Source organism: Phaeovibrio sulfidiphilus (assembly GCF_014861485.1).
In the GTDB taxonomy this organism is placed as follows: Bacteria; Pseudomonadota; Alphaproteobacteria; order Rhodospirillales; family Rhodospirillaceae; genus Phaeovibrio; species Phaeovibrio sulfidiphilus.
Window position 1 is genome coordinate 130,467 of the sequence record NZ_JACZHT010000002.1, and the last position, 18,111, is coordinate 148,577.

General features: G+C 67.6%; 13 protein-coding genes. 3 read left to right on the top strand and 10 right to left on the bottom strand.

All coding sequences use genetic code 11. From position 1 onward, the window contains the following. The first annotated feature begins 339 nt into the window (after nt 1-339). On the top strand, nt 340-867 hold the full coding sequence (locus tag IHV25_RS03590; protein WP_192533745.1) for a CHAP domain-containing protein: 528 nt from the start codon (nt 340-342) through the stop codon (nt 865-867). A 281-nt stretch (nt 868-1,148) separates the two neighbouring features. Here the strand turns inward: IHV25_RS03590 and IHV25_RS03595 are convergent, their stop codons facing one another. From IHV25_RS03595 to ettA, 10 genes are all read right to left on the bottom strand, one after another. After that, nucleotides 1,149-2,381, bottom strand: coding sequence for a LysM peptidoglycan-binding domain-containing M23 family metallopeptidase (locus IHV25_RS03595; protein WP_192533746.1), 1,233 nt, complete (start codon nt 2,379-2,381; stop codon nt 1,149-1,151). A gap of 729 nt (nt 2,382-3,110) precedes the next feature. After that, nucleotides 3,111-4,436 (bottom strand): CheR family methyltransferase, encoded by a 1,326-nt coding sequence (locus IHV25_RS10635; protein ID WP_197974941.1) that lies wholly within the window; start codon nt 4,434-4,436, stop codon nt 3,111-3,113. A 4-nt stretch (nt 4,437-4,440) separates the two neighbouring features. After that, nucleotides 4,441-5,667 carry a protein-glutamate methylesterase/protein-glutamine glutaminase gene (locus IHV25_RS03605; RefSeq protein ID WP_242018776.1) on the bottom strand — a complete coding sequence of 409 codons (1,227 nt, stop codon included), beginning with the start codon at nt 5,665-5,667 and terminating at the stop codon, nt 4,441-4,443. Nucleotides 5,668-5,721: 54 nt separating this feature from the next. Further along, the gene (locus IHV25_RS03610; protein WP_192533747.1) at nt 5,722-6,108 is read right to left on the bottom strand and encodes a response regulator; all 387 of its coding nucleotides are present in this window, start codon (nt 6,106-6,108) and stop codon (nt 5,722-5,724) included. Between the two features lie 102 nt (nt 6,109-6,210). Beyond that, a complete protein-coding gene (locus IHV25_RS03615) occupies nt 6,211-9,309 on the bottom strand; it encodes a hybrid sensor histidine kinase/response regulator (protein WP_192533748.1) in 3,099 nt (1,032 codons plus the stop codon). 334 nt (nt 9,310-9,643) lie between these two features. Continuing rightward, nucleotides 9,644-10,270 carry a hypothetical protein gene (locus tag IHV25_RS03620; RefSeq protein ID WP_192533749.1) on the bottom strand — a complete coding sequence of 209 codons (627 nt, stop codon included), beginning with the start codon at nt 10,268-10,270 and terminating at the stop codon, nt 9,644-9,646. 305 nt (nt 10,271-10,575) lie between these two features. Continuing rightward, nucleotides 10,576-11,328 carry a VPLPA-CTERM sorting domain-containing protein gene (locus IHV25_RS03625; protein WP_192533750.1) on the bottom strand — a complete coding sequence of 251 codons (753 nt, stop codon included), beginning with the start codon at nt 11,326-11,328 and terminating at the stop codon, nt 10,576-10,578. Nucleotides 11,329-11,785: 457 nt separating this feature from the next. After that, nucleotides 11,786-12,727 (bottom strand): VPLPA-CTERM sorting domain-containing protein, encoded by a 942-nt coding sequence (locus IHV25_RS03630; protein WP_192533751.1) that lies wholly within the window; start codon nt 12,725-12,727, stop codon nt 11,786-11,788. A gap of 450 nt (nt 12,728-13,177) precedes the next feature. Beyond that, nucleotides 13,178-13,756, bottom strand: a complete 579-nt coding sequence (locus IHV25_RS03635; protein WP_192533752.1) for a manganese efflux pump MntP — start codon at nt 13,754-13,756, stop codon at nt 13,178-13,180. A gap of 574 nt (nt 13,757-14,330) precedes the next feature. Beyond that, on the bottom strand, nt 14,331-16,013 hold the full coding sequence (ettA, locus tag IHV25_RS03640) for an energy-dependent translational throttle protein EttA (RefSeq protein WP_192533753.1): 1,683 nt from the start codon (nt 16,011-16,013) through the stop codon (nt 14,331-14,333). Between the two features lie 296 nt (nt 16,014-16,309). On the opposite strand from ettA, the gene IHV25_RS03645 reads away from it, so the two are divergent. Together IHV25_RS03645 and IHV25_RS03650 are read left to right on the top strand one after the other, a co-directional pair. Next, nucleotides 16,310-16,981, top strand: coding sequence for an NUDIX domain-containing protein (locus IHV25_RS03645; RefSeq protein WP_338048581.1), 672 nt, complete (start codon nt 16,310-16,312; stop codon nt 16,979-16,981). 12 nt (nt 16,982-16,993) lie between these two features. Further along, nucleotides 16,994-17,650, top strand: a complete 657-nt coding sequence (locus IHV25_RS03650) for an MBL fold metallo-hydrolase (protein WP_274605234.1) — start codon at nt 16,994-16,996, stop codon at nt 17,648-17,650. The last annotated feature ends 461 nt before the right edge of the window (nt 17,651-18,111 follow it).

Sequence of the window (18,111 nt, forward strand, 5' to 3'; positions counted from 1 at the left end):
GGGGTGCGGCCCTTTCCCTGCGCGGCCTTTTTTTCGCACATAGGGCGCTGGTCGGGGGCTCCTTTTTCGGGGGGCTCGCCGGACTGCCTTGCTGAGCCTCACGGACACGGGCCGGGGCCCGACCCGGGCCCCATCCCCGGTCGGGGTGCGGGGCGGTGTGCGCTTTCCCGGCTGCCCCGTAGCGGTGTTCCGGGAGGCACCGTGTGCCGCATTTCGGAGCCCCCATGGTGAGGGGCGGGCTCGCGGCTGCCCTGTCCCCGGTTTACTCCCTGTTCAGTCTTTCGCGCGATGATGGAGCCATTCGGTTCTTCGCCGTGCAGGCAAGCTTGGGGGGTGCTCATGCCAGGGGTTCAGGACACAGCAACGGGACAATCGGGCCGTTTCGGCTTTTGGGTGGTTCTGGCGGCCGCTCTTGCGGTGTCGGCGTGCTCGTCGGCCCGCCCGGAGCCTCCTGTGGCGGGGCCCTTTCTCCAGTGTGTTCCGTTTGCCCGCAGTGAGTCCGGCGTCCAGATCCGGGGCGACGCCCGGACCTGGTGGAAGCAGGCCGAGGGCCGCTATGTGCGGGGCAACGCGCCCAAACCCGGAGCCGTCCTGGTGCTGCGGGCGGACGGTCGCCTGCCCGACGGCCATGTGGCGGTGGTTTCGGACATTCACGACTCCCGGACCATCAGCGTGGACCACGCGAACTGGGGCTGGAACTCCCAGACCCGGGGCCGGGTGTACCGCTCCATGCCTGCGGTTGATGTGTCGGCAAACAACGACTGGTCCGAGGTCCGTTTCAAGCACCCGGCCGTGGGGGCCTTCGGGCGCCCCTATCCGGCCCACGGCTTTATCTACCGGCAGACCAGCGTCGCGTCCCTGCCGTAACGCGGACCCGTTTTCTCCGTTCCCTGTCTCGTGTGTGAGGTCTTCGCGCCCGGTCCGGTGGACGGGTGGGCCCCGGGCCTGTGCCGGGGCGGGGAGGCTGTAGTGCGGATTCTCGCGCGAGCCGTGGCCCTCCAGCGCTGCGGTTCGGATGCCCGCGCCAGCCCTCTAGTGCTGCGGTGCGGAGGCCCGTGCCAGCCGTGACCCTCTCGCGTGGCGGTGCGGAGGCCCGCGCCAGCCCTCCAGTGCTGCGGTGCTGATGGCCGCTCGGCCCTGGTCCCCTCCTAGCGCGGCGGCGGGGGTGTCCGGCCCTTTGAGGCGGTCCCCCGTCCCGGTGATACGCTTCCCCGGCTCCCAAGGTAGGGTGCGGGGTCCACGGCCTTGCCGCCCTTGCGGATCTCGAAATGCAGCTGGGGTCGGGTGACGCCCCCGGTGGATCCGACTTTCCCGATGTCCTGTCCCTTCTCGACCGTCTGCCCCCGGGCCACATTCCAGGCGTCCAGGTGGGCGTAGGCGGTCATGAAGTCGTTGCTATGCTTGATCAGGACCAGGTTTCCATAGCCCCGGATCTCATTGCCCACATAGGCGACCACGCCGTTTTCCGAGGCCCGGACAGGGGTGCCCCGGCCGGCTCCGATATTGATGCCGTCATTGTGGACCTTCGGGGCAACCTGCCCGTAGCCCATCAGCACCGGGCCGCTTACGGGCCAGAGGAAGGCACCCGATCGCTCCGGCGGTGCGGACACGGGGGCCGCTTCCCGGGGCGGTGACACCTTGGGAGGCGTGCCGGGCTGGGAGACCGAGGCTGTCGCCCAGGGGCCCTGGGACGGGGCGTCCGGCGCGGTCGCGGGTTGCGGCGTGGACACAGACACGGACACAGGCACCGGCTCCGGCTCCGGCTCCGTTCCTGCGGGGGCGCGCCGGTCCATCGGCGGGTCAGGCAGCGGTGCGGCGTCGGGTTTCCCAGGGATCCGGAGGGTTTCTCCGGCCCGGACCGTGAAGCGGTCGTCCATCCCGTTCAGGCGCGCCAGGTCCGCCACCCGCACGCCGTGGAGGCGGGCGATGGAAAACGCGGTCTCGCCGGGCAGGACGGTGTGGGTGCCGGAACCGGCGCCCGAACCTGTGCCGGGCCTGTCCGCTGCCAGAGGAGTACCCTGGCCCCGAGACACCACGCCCCTCGGCTGGGCGCCCGGAGTGCCGGAGAGCGACAGGGTCTGGCCGATGCGCAGAAGATACGGGGGCTTCAGGCCGTTGGCGTCGATAAGGGTTCGGACCGGCACGCCGGTGGCACGGGAAATGCCATACACCGTATCCCCGGGCTGGACGGTGTGGAGTTCGCCGGAGCGGAAGTCCCGCCCCCCGAAGCCGGAGCCGAACAGGCCCTCTCCGCATCCACCGAGAACAAGCAGAAGCGCGCCCAGCCCGAAAAGGGGCCCGAGCGGGGGGCGAATGCCCGCCAGCGGGGCGGGAGGTCGGGAGGGCGTATCCATGAGACGGACTATAAAACGCTTTTGCATGCGTCTCAACGCCTTCGCGGGTCTGGGAGGGCGAGGGGGCGGATCCACAGGGTTCCGCAGGGCAACCGGGTGGGGGGATGGGCGTGCGGGCGGGTGAGGGGTGCACGGGCGGGTGAGGGGCGGCGACGGAGGGAGTCCGCTCCTTTTGTGTGTGTCTGCACCTGTCTCCGGGGGTGCGCTGGGCCGCTTATGCGGGGCCCTCCGCGAGAGGTTGGGCAGGCCCGACCAGACCGTTTCTGTGTAATGGCATTCTGGAATTAGGTTTATGAGCCTGCTCGTGCCCGGGCTCTGTGAACCCCGGAAGCCGTCGCCCCGGGCCCTGTCAGGGAGATTCCCTGTCAGGGGGCTTTCCTGTCGGAGGCAACCCGGGGAGGGGGCGCCCGGTACATCAGGGAAGACGTGCGGTCCGGGGGGGCGGTGTGTGTGCTTCGGATGTGGGCAGGCAGCAGGCGGCAGGGTGCGGGTGACGGGCGGCTGAGGGAGGTCGCTCCTTTTGTGTGCACCTGCACCTGTCTCCAGGGGCGTGCGGGGCACCCTGCGGCCCCGACACGAAACCGGCCGGATCGGAAGCCTGGACAACAGGGCGCGTCCTGTAATTTGGGTCTGGAACGGCGTTCTGTGGGCGTGCTTGCGCCCGTGTTTCAGTCTCGCACCGGCCGCGGGCTGCCCTGTCAGGGCGAGGCCGGGTCGTCACCCGACCCGGACAGGCCGGGACGCGGGAGGACGCTGTCAGCTCCGGCCGAACGGGGGCGTTGTCTTGCGCGGGGGCTGCGTCGGAGAGGACAGGGGCGAGGGGGAGGGCGAGGTCGGGCGCGGTGCGGGCGCCGGTGCCGCGGCGGGCCGTGGGGACGGGGAGGGCGTTCCCGGCGGCGGCGTTGCCGGTCGGGGGCTCACACCGCCCGGCGGGCGGGTATTCGGGGTGCCGGGTGTTGTGCCCGCGCCTGTGCCCGCGCTGAAGGGGCGGGGCGACGGAGCCGGGGCGGGTGCCGCCGGACGGGGGGGCAGGGAACCGGCCCGGGCTCCCGCCGTCGGAGTGGTTCCCGGTGCTGCTCCCGGTGTTCCCCGGGCGGAAAATGACGGGGCGGCCCCGCGCGGGGTCAGGGATCCGGCTCCGGGTGCAGGCGTCGTGGCCGGGGTCCGTCCTGCCGTCAGGGCGGTGGGCCGGGGTGCCTGGGCAGCGGCCATTGGGGCCCCCGCCGCCGGCGTGCCCGGAGCCGCCTCGACAGCGCCGATGCATGGGACCGTGGAGCGGGTCAGGGAGTAGACGCTGGAGACCCGGGGCAGGGGCTTGAAGGCATTGGTAATGCCCAGAACAGTTTCGGCGCCGCCCAGGTACAGGCAGGCGTCGTCGGTCATGACCTTGGCGATCCGCTCCAGCACATCGCCCTTGGTCTTCTGGTCGAAGTAGAGAAGGACGTTGCGGCAGAAGACCACATCGAAGGTGCCAAGGGAGCGCAGCTCCTCCAGCAGGTTCCACTCCTTGAACACGACCATGGAGCGGATCTGCGGGGAAATCTCCCACGCGTCGCCGGCCTTGTGGAAATAGCGGATCAGGTAGTCCGCAGGCATGCCGCGCTGGACCTCGAACTGGGAGTACTGTCCCGAGCGCGCCTTCTTGAGGATTTCCGACGAGATGTCCGTGCCGATGATATCGATATTCCAGCCGGCCAGCTTCTGGGCCTCCTGCTGGATGATCATGGCCAGGGAATAGGGCTCCTGGCCGCTGGAGGCGGCCGCGCACCAGATGCGGAACGAGCGCTTGGCCGCGCGGGTCTCGATCAGCCGGGGCAGGACAATCTTGCGGAAGTGGTCGAACGGCTTGGTGTCCCGGAAGAAGAAGGACTCGTTGGTCGTCATGGCGTCGACGACCTCCTTCTCCAGGGGCAGGTTGCGCCGCCGCAACTGGTCGATCAGGTCGTCAATGCCCTTGAACCCCTTCTTCCGGGCCAGCGGCATCAGCCGGCTTTCCAGAAGGTAGGCCTTGTCCGGTCCCAGAACCAGACCGGATCTGGTCCTCAGCATTTGGACGATGAATTCAAAATCTTCCGGTTTCATGGGATCAACGCTTCGCAGTTCGCAGAATGTAGGGACCGATGTCATCAAGGGGCAGAACCGCCGAGCAGGCGCCCGAGTGCGCGGTTGCCCCCGGCATGCCCCAGACGACGCTGGTTCCCTCATCCTGGGCGATTACGGTTCCTCCTGCGTCCGCGATCGTCACGGATCCCTTGGCCCCGTCCGAGCCCATTCCCGTCAGGACCACGGCAAGGGCGCGGGAGCCGTAGATTTTGGCGACCGAGCGGAACATGGGATCAACGGCCGGCCGGCAGAAGTTCTCGGGCGGCGCGTCGCTGATCCGGATCTGGACCTGGCGTCCCCGGTTTTCCAGAAGCATGTGGAAGCCTCCGGGCGCCACGTAGATGTGCCCGGGCTCGAGCGTGTCCCCCTCGGCCCCCTCCCGGGTGGGCAGGCCGGTGATCCGGGCGATCTGCTCGGACAGAAGGGTCGTGAACATGGGCGGCATGTGCTGGGTGATCACAACCGGCTGGCGGATGCCCCCGCCTTTCTTCAGATCCTCGAAGAGGCGGAACAGGGCCTGGGGCCCCCCGGTGGAACTGCCGATGGCCAGGATGTCGGGCCGGTCGAGGGAGGGCTTGCGCAAGGTCACGGGGGCGGAGGCAAAGGCCGGCGAGACCGATGCGGGCGCCATGCGGTTCCGGTTGATCAGTTTGGCGGGATCGGGTGTCTCCGGTCCGGTTTTCGGGGCCAGGAACTTCTGGGCCGAGAACGGGCGCGGCTCGGGCCGGGTGTCGGCCAGCCTCTGGCGCCGGCGCCGGACACTGTCTCCAAGGGCGCGGATCTTGCCGGCCAGATCCTCGATGAAACAGGGGTCCGCGGAAATGCCGGCCGTGCTCGTGGGCTTGGGAATGTAGTCGGACGCGCCGCTTTGCATCGCCCTCAGGCTGATCTCGGCATTCTTCATGGACAGGGTCGAGACCATGATGACCTTCGCCTCGGGCCGCTTCTTCAGCAGCAGGGGCAGGGCGGTCAGGCCGTCCATCACAGGCATCTCGATGTCGAGCAAGATGACGTCCGGCTCGTAGCGGTCAAGGGCGTCCAGCGCGGCCTGTCCGTTTCCCGCCGAGGCGATGATCTTGATATCCGGGGATTCGGAAAGAAGGCGTGTGAAGATGCTTCTGATCACCACCGAGTCATCAACGAGCATCACCCGGATCGGAGTGTCCGACTGTCCCTGCAGGTTTCGGGCGAAGGTGGGAGGAGACAGCATTCCATAAACTTTCTGTTAAAGGGGCGGTCCGCCTGGGAACTGTATGCCGGATCGCTAGAATTCGGACCCGTCGGATTCAATAAGGCCGAGGTGCTCGAACTTGGAGCGGATGATCTCGCTGTCGAAGGGCTTCATGACGTACTCGTTCGCCCCGGCCTGCATGGCCTCGACCATGGAATCCAGATCATTGATCGACGTGCAGAACACAATCACCACGTTTCCGGCGCCCGGAAGCTGGCGCATCGCCAGCATGAAGTCCAGGCCGTTCATGACGGGCATGTTCCAGTCCAGCAAGATGACGTCCGGAAGATGGCCCCGGCAGTACTCCAGGGCCTTCTGGCCGTCCTCCGCCTCGGCGACGTTGAATCCCAGCTCCTGCAGGATTTTTCGTGCCACCATGCGAATAACGCGAGAGTCGTCGACAACAAGACATGTTTTCACGGATGGGCCCCCGTGCATCTTTTATTGAAAGGAAGGGAGAGAACCCGGTGTCGGGACAGTCTCCGGCGCTCTCTCCTGAAAACTTCTCAAGTTCCCGCTGGCTCAGGCACTCTCACCCTCGTGTGCTCCCGGGGATTCACAAAGCATAAGTTGAGACAGGACTTCGAGCAAGGCTTCCCTGTCAAACTTCGCCACATAGTCGTCAAAACCGGCGTCCCGCGCCCGGGCCAGGTCGTGCTCGGTCGCGTGCCCGGACAGGGCGACCAGGGGGATGTCCGCCCATTTGCCGCCCTTGCGGACGTTTTCGGCGAACTCGAATCCGTTCATGTCGGGCATCTCGATGTCGCTGATGACCGCATCGAACATGACGCCCTTGTCCCGCAGGCCGAGCGCCTTTTGCGAGGACGTGGTGGTGGTCACCTCGTACCCGGCCGCGGAGAGCATGGGGGTCATGACGTTGAGGAAAAACACGCTGTCATCCAGGATCAGAACCCGGCGCTTGCGCGAGGCGTTCCCGAGGGAGTCCACCGCCGAGGCCTCGAACCAGTTGCCGAAGGCCTGGGTCAGGTAGTAGCCCGTGTCGATGATGTCGGTGGCCCGGTCGTTCACCACGGCCGTGCCGACGATGCCCCGCATGTCGGCCTTCAGCTCGACCTTCAGGCGGTCCTCGACGATATCGACGATCTCGTCCACCAGGAGCCCCATGACCCGGTCCCGGTCGTTGAACACAAGAACCGGCTGGCGCCCCTCGCTGCGGATGGCGGTGGCCTCCGAGATGGCGACCAGGGGCATCAGCTGGCCCCGGTACTGCACCAGGGGGCGGGCGCCGGAGTACTCGATCTGGGAGAGCTCGATTTCCTCGAGCCGGGCGATGAGGGCAAGGGGAACCGCCTTGAGTTCCCGCGAGCCGGCCCGGAACACCAGAAGCGAGGTCTTGTCCTCGGAGGAGCTGCCCAGCGCCGCGTGGGCGTCGGCCGCTGTGGAGGCTCCGCCCATGGACGTTTCCCCGATGGCGTTGGCGATGCCGTTGGGGTCCAGGATCATGATGACCGAGCCGTCCCCCAGGATCGTGTTCCCCGAGAACATGGTGATGTTGCGCAGCAGCGAGGCCACCGGCTTGACCACGATCTCTTCCGTGTCAAAGACCCGGTCCACGATAATGCCGAAGCTGTAGGTGCCCACCTGGGACACGACGATATAGGTTTCCTCGGTCATGGGGTCGGCCCCCGTTCCGAAGGCGGGCGCCGGGGCGTCGGCGCGGGCGCCCTCGCTTCCCGGGGTGCCGGACGGGGCCGGAGCCGGGGGCCTGTTCCGCCCGGGGGCGTCGAGGTTCAGGAGGGTGGACAGGGAGACCAGCGGCATCAGGCGGTCGCGCAGGCGCAGCACCGGGGCGTTGTTGATGCGCTCGATCGTGTTCGACGAGTCCGGGGTGACGCGCACAAGCTCCACCACCGAGATCTGGGGGATGGCGAACCGCTCGCCGCCTGCCGCCACGATCAGGGCCGAGACAATGGCCAGCGTCAGCGGGATCTTGATGGTGAAGGTCGAGCCGCGGCCCTCAAAGGTCTTGAGCTCGATGGTGCCGCCGATCTTCTCGATATTCGTGCGCACCACGTCCATGCCCACGCCGCGCCCCGAGACCGAGGTCACCTTCTCCGCCGTGGACAGGCCGGCGCGGAAAATCAGCTGGGCCGCCTGCTGGTCCGACATGGCGTCCAGCTCGGCTTCCGAGGCAATGCCGTTCTGGAAGGCCTTGTCCTTGATGCGGGCCAGGTTCAGGCCGCGGCCGTCGTCACTGATCTCGATGATAATGTGGCCGCCCTCGTGATAGGCGTTCAGCTTGACCACGCCCACCTCGGGCTTGCCGGCGGCAATGCGGCTCTCCGGCTCCTCCAGCCCATGGTCGGCGGAGTTGCGCACCATGTGGGTCAGGGGGTCCTTGATCAGCTCCAGCACCTGGCGGTCCAGTTCGGTGTCGGCGCCGTACATCTGAAGGTCGATTTTCTTGCCCGTCTCGATGGCCAGGTCGCGAACAATGCGCGGCAGCTTGGCCCAGGCATTTCCAATGGGCTGCATGCGCGTCTTCATCACCCCTTCCTGGATGTCGGTGGTGATGTGGGACAGGCGCTGGAGCGGGCCGTAGAAGACCGAGTCATCGGCACCGCGCACCATCTGGAGAAGCTGGTTGCGGGTCAGGACCAACTCGGAGACCAGGGTCATCAGGTTCTCGAGGAGATCAACGCTGACACGGATGGACTGGGCCGCGACGGAGGTTTCCTTGCCCTCGCCGGCGGGGGCGACGGTCTTGTCCGTGCGGGCAGGCAGCCCCTTGCGGTCACCGGTGGCTTCCGCCGGGGCGGCATGCGGCGTGTCTCCTGCCGGGGGCGCGGCGGGTGCGGACGGCGGCGGGGTGGCTGCCGCTGCGGCAAAGGCGGCGGCTGCGGCCTCTGCCTCGGCGGCGGCCAGGGCTGCGGCTTCAGCGGCGGCCTGTGCGCTCGCGGCCTCGTCCCGGGCCTGTTCGCGGGCCCGTTCCAGGGCAAGCTCCGCGGCGATTTCCTCGGCCGTTGCCGCCCGGACGCCCGCGGCCGTGGCCATCTCGACCTCGGCCAGCAACTCGGCGGCAACGGGGAAACCCCCGTCCGCCTCGACGGGGCCGTCGGGCGCGGTGTCGTGTTCCGGCTCCGGCTCCAGATCCAGCCCGGCCGGTGCCGGGGAGAACACAGGAGGCGCGGCCGCCGGTGTGGTGGAGGCGGCAGGCGGGGTGGATGCGACCGGAGGGGGCGCGGCCGGACTGGCAGGGGCTCCGGGCGCCACACCGGGGGACAGTCCGCTGGCAAACGCGTTGAGGATGTCCTTGAGGTCCTGGTCCGTGCCCTCGGGCTCCGATTCGGTTTCCTCGATGTGGGCGAGGATCTCCCGGATGCGGTCGATCATGTGCAAAATGGCCGTGACCGCGTCCGGCGTCACTTCCAGCTCGCCGTCCCGGAATTTGCCCAGCACGTTCTCGCCCGAGTGGGCCAGGGCCTCCAGCCGGGGCAGACCCAGAAAGCCGCAGGTGCCCTTGATCGTGTGGACCAGGCGGAAAATGTTGGACAGGATATCCCGGTCGTTGGGACTGCGCTCGAGGTTGACAAGATCGACGTCGAGAGTGGCCAGATTCTCAGCCGTTTCTGTGAGAAACTCGTTCAGCAGGTCGTCCATCAATAACCTCCAGCGACACGCCGGCCCCTGATGGCAGGAACCGGACGATCCGCCTTACGCTTTCGCACGGAGCAGGCTGGCCGCATGACATGTTTCCGGGACCACCAGAAGGCGCAAAAAAAGTACTGTCCCCTTGTGGGGTCTGCCTCCCGTTTTACCCTTTTTTATGGACTTTATAAAGAGCGATCTTGGGAAAACGCATTACCAGAGCGTTATTTACGCGCCGGGCTGAACTTTTGGGAGCCCTGCCGGAGGGGGCGGGGGCCGGTTTCGGGGCCCCAAAGCGGGCGTCTGCGGAGCCGGGACGGGGGTGGGTCTGCAACCGGCAGAGGGGTCAGCGACCGGGGCCGGTTCCGGGAAAGGTCAGCCGCAGGGGGGCGGAGCCGTCTTCGGGCCACTGCAGTGTGACAGAGCGCTCCCGGGCAAGCCCGGCGGCGAACCACAGGAACACGTTGGCGGTTTCGGGTGGCCGGTCCAGCCGCTCCCGGAGCTCGCCCCGGAACGGACCGCAGGCGCCGGAGCGGTCGGGGGCGATCTCGAACCGGTCCGGCGCAGGGCGGCAGAGGCGGAACGCCGGCGCCGACGGCCAGAGATCGGCACAGCCCAGTACGGCCAGGGTCAGAAGCCGGATATCCGTTGCATCCCTGTCCTGAACGTCCGCGCCCGACCAGACCAGCGCCCTGTGGGCCGGAGACAGGCACGCGCCCAGAAGCGCCGCCGGGGTGCCGCTTGCGGAGGATCCACTGCCGGACAGGCCCAGGGTGAAGCGGACCAGGCGCAGGCGCAGGGCTCCGGACGTGGCGGAGTCCTTCAGAAGGGCGCAAATCTCCGGGTCGAGGGGCTGGCCGTCAGCGCAGTCCTCCTCCAGCAGGCTGGTGCCGGATTCCAGTGCTCCCAGGGGGCCGGCCAGATCGTGGCACAGGCGGGTGACGGCGACCATGACGGGGGTAAGGTGATCCATGCCCGATCTCCGGATGGGGCCGCCGACCGTGAGTCGGGTCGGGCTGGCAGGGGTGAGCCCGGTCGGGACCGGGGCTGCAGGGGCCGCGGAGCCCGGCGTGGAGGAGGAAAGGCGCGGTCTCGCGGGGGGAGGGGGGAAGCCGGCGCTTGCGTGGGGCGTCCGATACAGCGCACCGGGGCGGCATGGGGGCCGATCCCGGCTGTGTGCGGGCCGACTCTATCGGAAGGTTTGAACCCCTTTCAAGGGCAAAGAAAAAGGCCCGGAGAGTTTCCGGGCCCTAACGGGTAAGGGTTGTGGCACAGATGTCAGACAGCCTTGTCCTGTGCTTTTTTGCGCCGGCCCCACACACCGGCTCCGGCAAGGGCCGTGCCCAGCAGGACCAGGGCGCCCGGAAGGGGAACGTCTCCCGGCTGCACATCGCCGACCTGGAAGGATCCGGCGTAGCCCTGGTGGAACGCGCCAAGCACTTTGGCTTTTTCAAAGCCGTACTCGCCGCTGATGCTCAGGACATAGTCCCCTGCCTTCAGCTTGCCCCAGAGATTGGACCACTTCCCCCCTGTCACGGTCAGGCTCTCCGTGAAGCCGTTTTTCCCTGTGAGGGTCACGGTAAGGCTGTTGTTCACGAAGGCCGTGGCCGCGCCCAGATGGTTGGTTTCCACCGCGTACTTCCCGACGGCCAGGTCCAGGTTCAGGGACGAGTCCTTGTGAAGGGAGAAGGCATAGGTGTTGGTGAAGGACTTCGAGGGTTTGTGAAAGGAGACCCCTCCCAGGCTGGCTTTCACTTCAGAATAGCCCTTTTCCCCTCGCGCTGTTCCGAAGGCAGCGACGGGCCCGGTCCCCACAATGGTCGCGCTGGTATAGGTTGCGGTGAACTTTCCCCCGGCAGAGGGCTTCCAGTGTCCCCCGGTTCCTTCCTTGCTGATGGTGCCGAGATCAAAGTGCATGTCCCTGACAGCCGCGTTTGCCGTGAGCGGCGAGAACAGGACCGAGACGAGAAGAACGGCCATGCCCATCATCAGTGGCCAGCCGGTAAACACTCTTTCAGACCGCGAGAGCATGATTCCCTCCTGTATTTACTCTTTTTCCGCAGAACGCGGGTTCCGGTTTCGTTGTGTGCCATACGGGTGATTCCGTTACGCAAAAATGAATCACCGCAAGTTGCATGTAGTTATCATAGCACGAATAACACGAGGAACGAGTGCTATTTGCCGGGCGCATGATTTGTAATGCATGAGGGGGCGATGCTTCCGGCTGTTCGGCGACCTGTGCACACGCGGGGCCGGCGTCGGTGCCAAAGGACAGTTTTCGGCGCTTTCCGGGGGGGCAAACCACGTGTCGTCCTGCGTATTCCGGCAGGCGGCGGGGTGTGTGTCTGTGTCTGTGGCCGGGTTGTGCCCTGTGCCTTGCGCCGGTCGTTTGAAAACCCGCCCCCGGCGGGGTGCGTAAAAAAGGGAGCCCGGCGTGTGTGCCGGGCTCCCGGTTCTGCGGTCGGGCCCTGTTCCGCCCCGTTTCTTGTCAGGCGTTCGTCGTGCGCGCCTTTTTGCGGCGGCCCCAGGCACCGGCTCCAGCGAGAGCCGAACCCAGAAGGATCAGTGCACCCGGCAGGGGCACGTCACCCGGCGTTGCATCGCCGACCGAAAAACTGCCCTGGTATCCCTGGAGGAACCCGTCGCGGGTACACTTTGCGTCGAGGCCGTATTGCCCGCTGATGGACAGGGTGTAGTCCCCGGCCTTCAGGTTGCCCCAGATGTGGCTCCAGTTCACTCCACCAAAAGTTTCGGTAAAGCTGAACCCGTTCTTGCCGGTCAGCCGGACGGTCAGGGACTCTCCGGCAAACGATGTCTGTGTGCCATCCTTGCCCGTCAGGTTCAGGGCGAGGTTCAGGGACGAGTCCTTGTGCAGCGAGAAGTCGTAGGTGTTGGTGAAGGCTCTCGGGGACCGGTCGCCCTTCATCGAGTCTCTCATGGTGGGGACTGTGGTCACGCCGAGAGCGCCGCTGGCAGAGCCTTCGGCGAACACGTTCATCTTTCCTTTGCCACCACCACCTTGTCCGTGGCCGTTCCCGTTTCCGTTTCCGTTGCCGGCACCGTTGCCGCCACCGAATCCGGGACCGTTCCCGTTACCGCCGCCTTTTCCGCCACCGTACGCGTTGCCCTTTCCGTTGCCGGCACCGTTTCCGCCCCCATATCCCGGGCCTTTTCCGTGGCCACCACCACCGCCGCCCTTGCTTCCGGTGTAGTAGTAGGCCTCGAAGGATCCGCCGGTTGCGGGAACCCACTGTCCCGAGGGGGTTTTCTGGGGCTGGCTGATGGTCCCCAGCTTGAAGTGCATGTCGGTGATGCCATCATTTGCCGGGGCGGCGGCCACAGGAGGCGGCGCGACCACAGCCGACGCAAGGAAAGCTGCGGCCCCCAGCACCATGGCGCGCATGGCGCCAGTTTTCACTTGTGCAGTCATGATGTCCTCGTTTGTCTTGCCCAAAGCCCCGCAGGGAGCCCGGGATGGCTCCGGTGCGCTATTTTTTGGGAGATCTGCCCCATTCGTATAACGACATATGTTCAAGTTTAACAACACATGGGTGTAAGTAAAGGTCGATCCGTCCCCCGAGTTCATTTTGACGTCATTTTCGTGTAATTTCCCGGAGTCCTGCGGCGGCGGGGCGGGGGCGGTCCGTGGTGTGTCCGGGGGCGCGGTGGAGTCGCAGGCGTCGCGCCCCGCGCAAACAGGTCGACTCGGCTCGCTTCGGGTGTGGATTCTCGCGGGAAGGTTGGAGGCGCGGCGTTCAGGGGCGGTGGGGCGCACTGCCCGGCGGACGGGCCGGCCAGACGGGACCGCTGCCGGGGCAGGCGGGCGCCCGGATGGTGGTGTTGAGGACCACCGGTCGACGATGGTGTCGAAGACGCCCGCTCAGATGATGGTGTCGAAAACCCCGTGCTCGAACAGGATGCGCACACCGATCCCGATCAGCACCAGGCCGCCGAGCGCGTTGGCCCACCGGTCCAGCCGCGTGCTGGCCCGGACCACCAGGCGGCCCAGGTGCAGCCCGATGGCGGTCATGGCGAAGCAGACCGCGCCAATCACCAGGGCAGGCGTCAGAATATCGATATTCAGCAGCGAGAGGGAGCCGCCCACGGCCAGGGCGTCAAGGCTTGTGGCTATGGCCAGCATCAGCAGGGTCATGCCCCGGGTGGGGTCCGAGCAGTCCTCAGGCGGGTGGCCCTCCCAGGCCTCCTTGAGCATCCGGAAGCCCACGAAGCCCAGAAGTCCGAAGGCAATCCAGTGGTCGAAGGCCTCGATGTGGCTGCGGACCGTCAGGCCCAGAAACCAGCCTGCAAGGGGCATCAGGGCCTGGAAGCCGCCGAAGGCCAGCGCCATGCGCAGGGTCTGGGCCGCGTTGCAGCGCATGCGCAGGCCGGTGACAAGGGCGACGGCAAAGGCGTCCATGGCCAGGGCCAGTGCCAGGATCAGGATCGCAGCGGGGGTCATCGGCGGGTGTCCGGATCAGGGAGGGCAGGAAGGGGCGGTTACGCTCCGGGGACGGCAGGGCCGGGCAGGGAGCGGGGAAACAGAAACAGGGTCATAGAGACGGGCAACACAGACGGGCAACAGGGCGGGCAACAGAAACGGGGCGGCAGGGCCGGATGGTGCGGGCCTGTGGAGGCGGCACCGGAAGCGGGGCACGGGCGGCACGCGGGGAGCCGGGCAGCATCCGGCAGGGCACCGGAAGCGGTGCGCCATCCGGCGGGGCGGGGCGAACCCGCAGGGCTCCCGGCCGGGTGGCCCGCAGGACCGTGCGTGAAACCGGGCCGCGTGCAGTCGCACGGTGTAAGGTGCGTGCAGTCGCACGGTGTAAGGTGCGTGCAGTCGCACGGTGTAAGGTGCGTGCAGTCGCACGGTGGACGGTGCGTGCCGGCGCAAGAGGCCGCAGGCGGCGCGTCCGGCGGCCCTTAACGCCTCCCCATTACGGCAGCGTGTCCGGACCGGGCCCGGACCGCGCGTGAAAGGCGTGGGGGCTGCCTGCCCCGGAAACCGGTTTGCGGCTCCGGGGCGGGCCGGTGTCCTACTGGCGCACCAGCGGCTTGTAGCGAAGCCGGTGGGGCTGGTCGGCGTCGGCTCCGAGGCGGCGCTTCTTGTCCTCCTCGTAGGCCTGGAAGTTCCCCTCGAACCATTCGACGTGGGAGTCCCCCTCGAAGGCCAGGATGTGGGTGGCGATGCGGTCCAGGAACCAGCGGTCGTGGGAGATGACCACGGCGCAGCCGGCGAACTCGAGCAGAGCCTCTTCCAGGGCGCGCAGGGTTTCCACGTCCAGGTCGTTGGTGGGCTCGTCAAGCAGGAGCACGTTGGCTCCGGACTTCAGCATCTTGGCGAGGTGGACGCGGTTGCGCTCACCGCCCGAGAGCTGGCCGACCTTCTTCTGCTGGTCGGCGCCCTTGAAGTTGAACTGGCCCACATAGGCCCGCGACGGGATGCGGCGCTTGCCCAGGTCCAGCTCGTCCTGGCCGTCGGAGATTTCCTGCCAGACCGTCTTGTTGCCGTCGAGGGCGTCGCGGCTCTGGTCCACGTAGCCCAGACGGACGGTCTCGCCGATGCGGATGGTGCCCTTGTCCGGGGTTTCGGAGCCGGTGATCATGCGGAACAAGGTGGTCTTGCCCGCGCCGTTCGCGCCGATCACGCCCACGATGCCGCCCGGAGGCAGGCGGAAGGTCAGGTCGTCGATCAGGAGACGCTCGCCGAAGCCCTTGGTCAGCCCGTCGGCCTCGATCACCACGTTGCCCAGGCGCTCGGCCACGGGGATGACGATCTGGGCGTGGGAGACCTGCTCGCGCCCGGCGTCCGCCACCAGGTTCTCGTAGGCCGTGATACGGGCCTTGGACTTGGCCTGGCGGGCCTTGGGCGACTGCCGGATCCACTCCAGCTCGCGCTCGATGACCTTCTGGCGGGCGGTGTCCTCGCGGGACTCCTGCTCGAGGCGCTTTTGCTTGTTTTCCAGGTAGGTGGAGTAGTTGCCCTCGTAGGGGATGCCGCGTCCGCGGTCGATCTCGAGGATCCAGCCCGCCACGTTGTCCAGGAAGTAGCGGTCGTGGGTGACGGCCACGACGGTACCCGGGTACTCGTGCAGGAAGCGCTCCAGCCACAGGACGGATTCCGCGTCCAGGTGGTTGGTGGGCTCGTCAAGCAGCAGCAGGTCGGGCTTCGAGAGCAGAAGGCGGCACAGGGCCACCCGGCGGCGCTCGCCACCCGAGAGCTTGGTCACGTCCGCGTCGCCCGGCGGGCAGCGCAGGGCGTCCATGGCGATCTCGACCTGGCGCTGGAGATCCCAGCCGTCCGCATGGTCGATCTTCTCCTGGAGCTCCGCCTGTTCGGCGATCAGGGCGTTCATCTCGTCGTCATCGGTGACCTCGGCAAACCTGGCCGAGACGGCCTCGAACTTCTCCAGCCACTCCTTGACCTCGCCCACGCCGTCCAGGATGTTGCCCATCACGTCCTTGGCCGGGTCCAGGTCCGGCTCCTGGGCCAGGTAGCCCACCCGGGCGCCCTCGGCCGACCAGGCCTCGCCGCCGAACTCCTTGTCCAGGCCGGCCATGATGCGCAGCACCGTGGATTTTCCCGCGCCGTTCGGACCCAGAACGCCGATTTTGGCGCCGGGCAAAAACGCAAGGGTCAGGCCCTTGAGGATCTCGCGACCGCCGGGATAGACCTTGGCGAGGTCTTTCATGACATAGATGTACTGATAAGAGGCCATTGAGCACTCCGGTTACAGGATGGATTTTATGAGTGTGCCGTTGTACCCTGGGCGTCCCGCACATGCAACGACCCCGATGCCCGCCTCCGGCGACCCGCGCCGCCGGGCTTTCAACCGGCACAGGGTCCGGCGGGGCGCCTTCTTCGGAGTGTCCAGCCATCACGACCCCTCCACGCCCGTGTCCCGAAACGTCCGGCGGGACCGCCCCGCGTCCCGGGCCTGACACCACATCCTGCGCCTGCGGGGGGAGCGCCGGCGCCCGGGCCCCTGGCAGCGCCTCCCCGCAGGGTGCATCCGTGCCCGCATCGGACACGCCCGCGCCCTTTGGCACCGCGCCCGTTCCCACGGGGGTGGAGCTTCTGGACCGCACGTCCCTGAGCAACCGGTATCTCCAGGTCGATGCGCTGCGCCTGCGGGTGGAGCGGTTTGACGGCGACACGGGGCCCGAGATCCGCCGCGAGATTGTCCACCGGGGGCATGCGGCCGCCTTGCTGCCCTATGATCCGGAGCGTGACCGGGTTGTGCTTTTGCAGCAGTTCCGCCCGGGCCTGTGGGATGCGGGGCTGCCGGCCTGGGATATCGAGATTGTGGCGGGGATCGTGGACGGGAGTGACACCCCGGAGGTCACGGTCCTGCGGGAGTGCCGCGAGGAATGCGGGCTTGAGGCCCGTGACCTGGTGCGTCTTGCGTGCTATCTCCCGTCTCCGGGCTTTTCCACCGAGACCGTGTCCCTGTTCCTCGGGCGGGTGGACAGCGCCCGCGCGGGCGGCCTGTTCGGTGTTCCCGAGGAGGGCGAGGACATCCGCGCCTTCGCGGTCGATGCGGCCGAGTTTGTCCGGGCCGCGCTGGCCGGGGCCACCCGCAACGCCACCGCCCTGATTGCCGCCCAGTGGCTGGCCCTGAACCACGCGGCCCTGAGAGAGGGGCGCTGGCCGGGGGCAGCTTCCGATCCGCCCGTGTTCCTGTGAGAGACCGCGTCCATGACCCCGACCCCGACCCCGATGAACATCCATATCATTCCCGTCACTCCGCTCCAGGAGAACTGCTCCTTGCTTGTGTGCCAGGAGACAAACCGTGCCGCCCTTGTGGACCCCGGCGGTGATTCGGACGTGATCCGGGCCGCGCTGGAGGACACCGGCGCCCGGCTGGAGAAGATCCTGGTCACCCACGCCCACGCGGACCATATCGGCGCCGTGAGCGTCCTTCGGGATCTGTACCAGGTTCCGGTTGAAGGGCCGAACCGCGGCGACGCCGCGCTGCTGAGCCTCTTTCCCGAGCAGAAGGCCCGTCTTGGGCTGGACGAGGGCGAGGTCTTTACCCCGGACCGCTGGTTTGACGGCGGCGAGACCACCACGTTTGGCGCCCAGACCCTCTCGGTTCTGTACGTGCCCGGCCACACTCCGGGGCACGTGGCCTATTTTCACAGCAGCTCCAGGGTGGCGTTTGTGGGGGATGTGCTGTTTGCGGGGAGCATCGGGCGCACCGACCTTCCCGGCGGCGACTTCCGAACCCTGATCGCCTCGATCCGGGACACGCTCCTGCCCCTTGGGGACGATGTGGTGTTTGTGCCCGGTCACGGGCCCGAGTCCACCCTTGGCCGGGAGCGGCTGGGTAACCCGTTCCTCAGGGAGCGCTGATCTCCGGGAGCCCCTGACGGACCCGGGGCCTGTCCGGCGCGGCCGGGGTGCAGGGGCGGGCGGATCCGGTGTGTGGGGGCCGACTGTAAGCGCACGGGTGCGTCCGTTCCGTGTCGGGCGCTCGGGACCGGTGTCCGGGTGTAGGGCCCGGGCGCTGATTGCGGGCGCCGTCCCTGCAGCCGGTTCGTGTCGGCTGTCCGGACGCTGTGCATGCGTGCATGTCGCGCGTTTGCTTCGGTCGTCCGGACGTGCATGCGTTCATGTCGCGCGTTTGCCTTGCTCGTCCGGGCCACGGGTCCGGAGGATCCGCCGGGCGCCGCGCCCCCCGGGACCATGGGCCCCGGCCCTCCCTCCCTCCCTCCCTCCCGCGTGTCGGCCGTCTTCCGCAGCGCCCCCGGCGGTGCGGCCCCTGTCGTGCAGGGCGGAGTTCCGGCGATGGTCCGGGGAGGGTCCGGGAAATG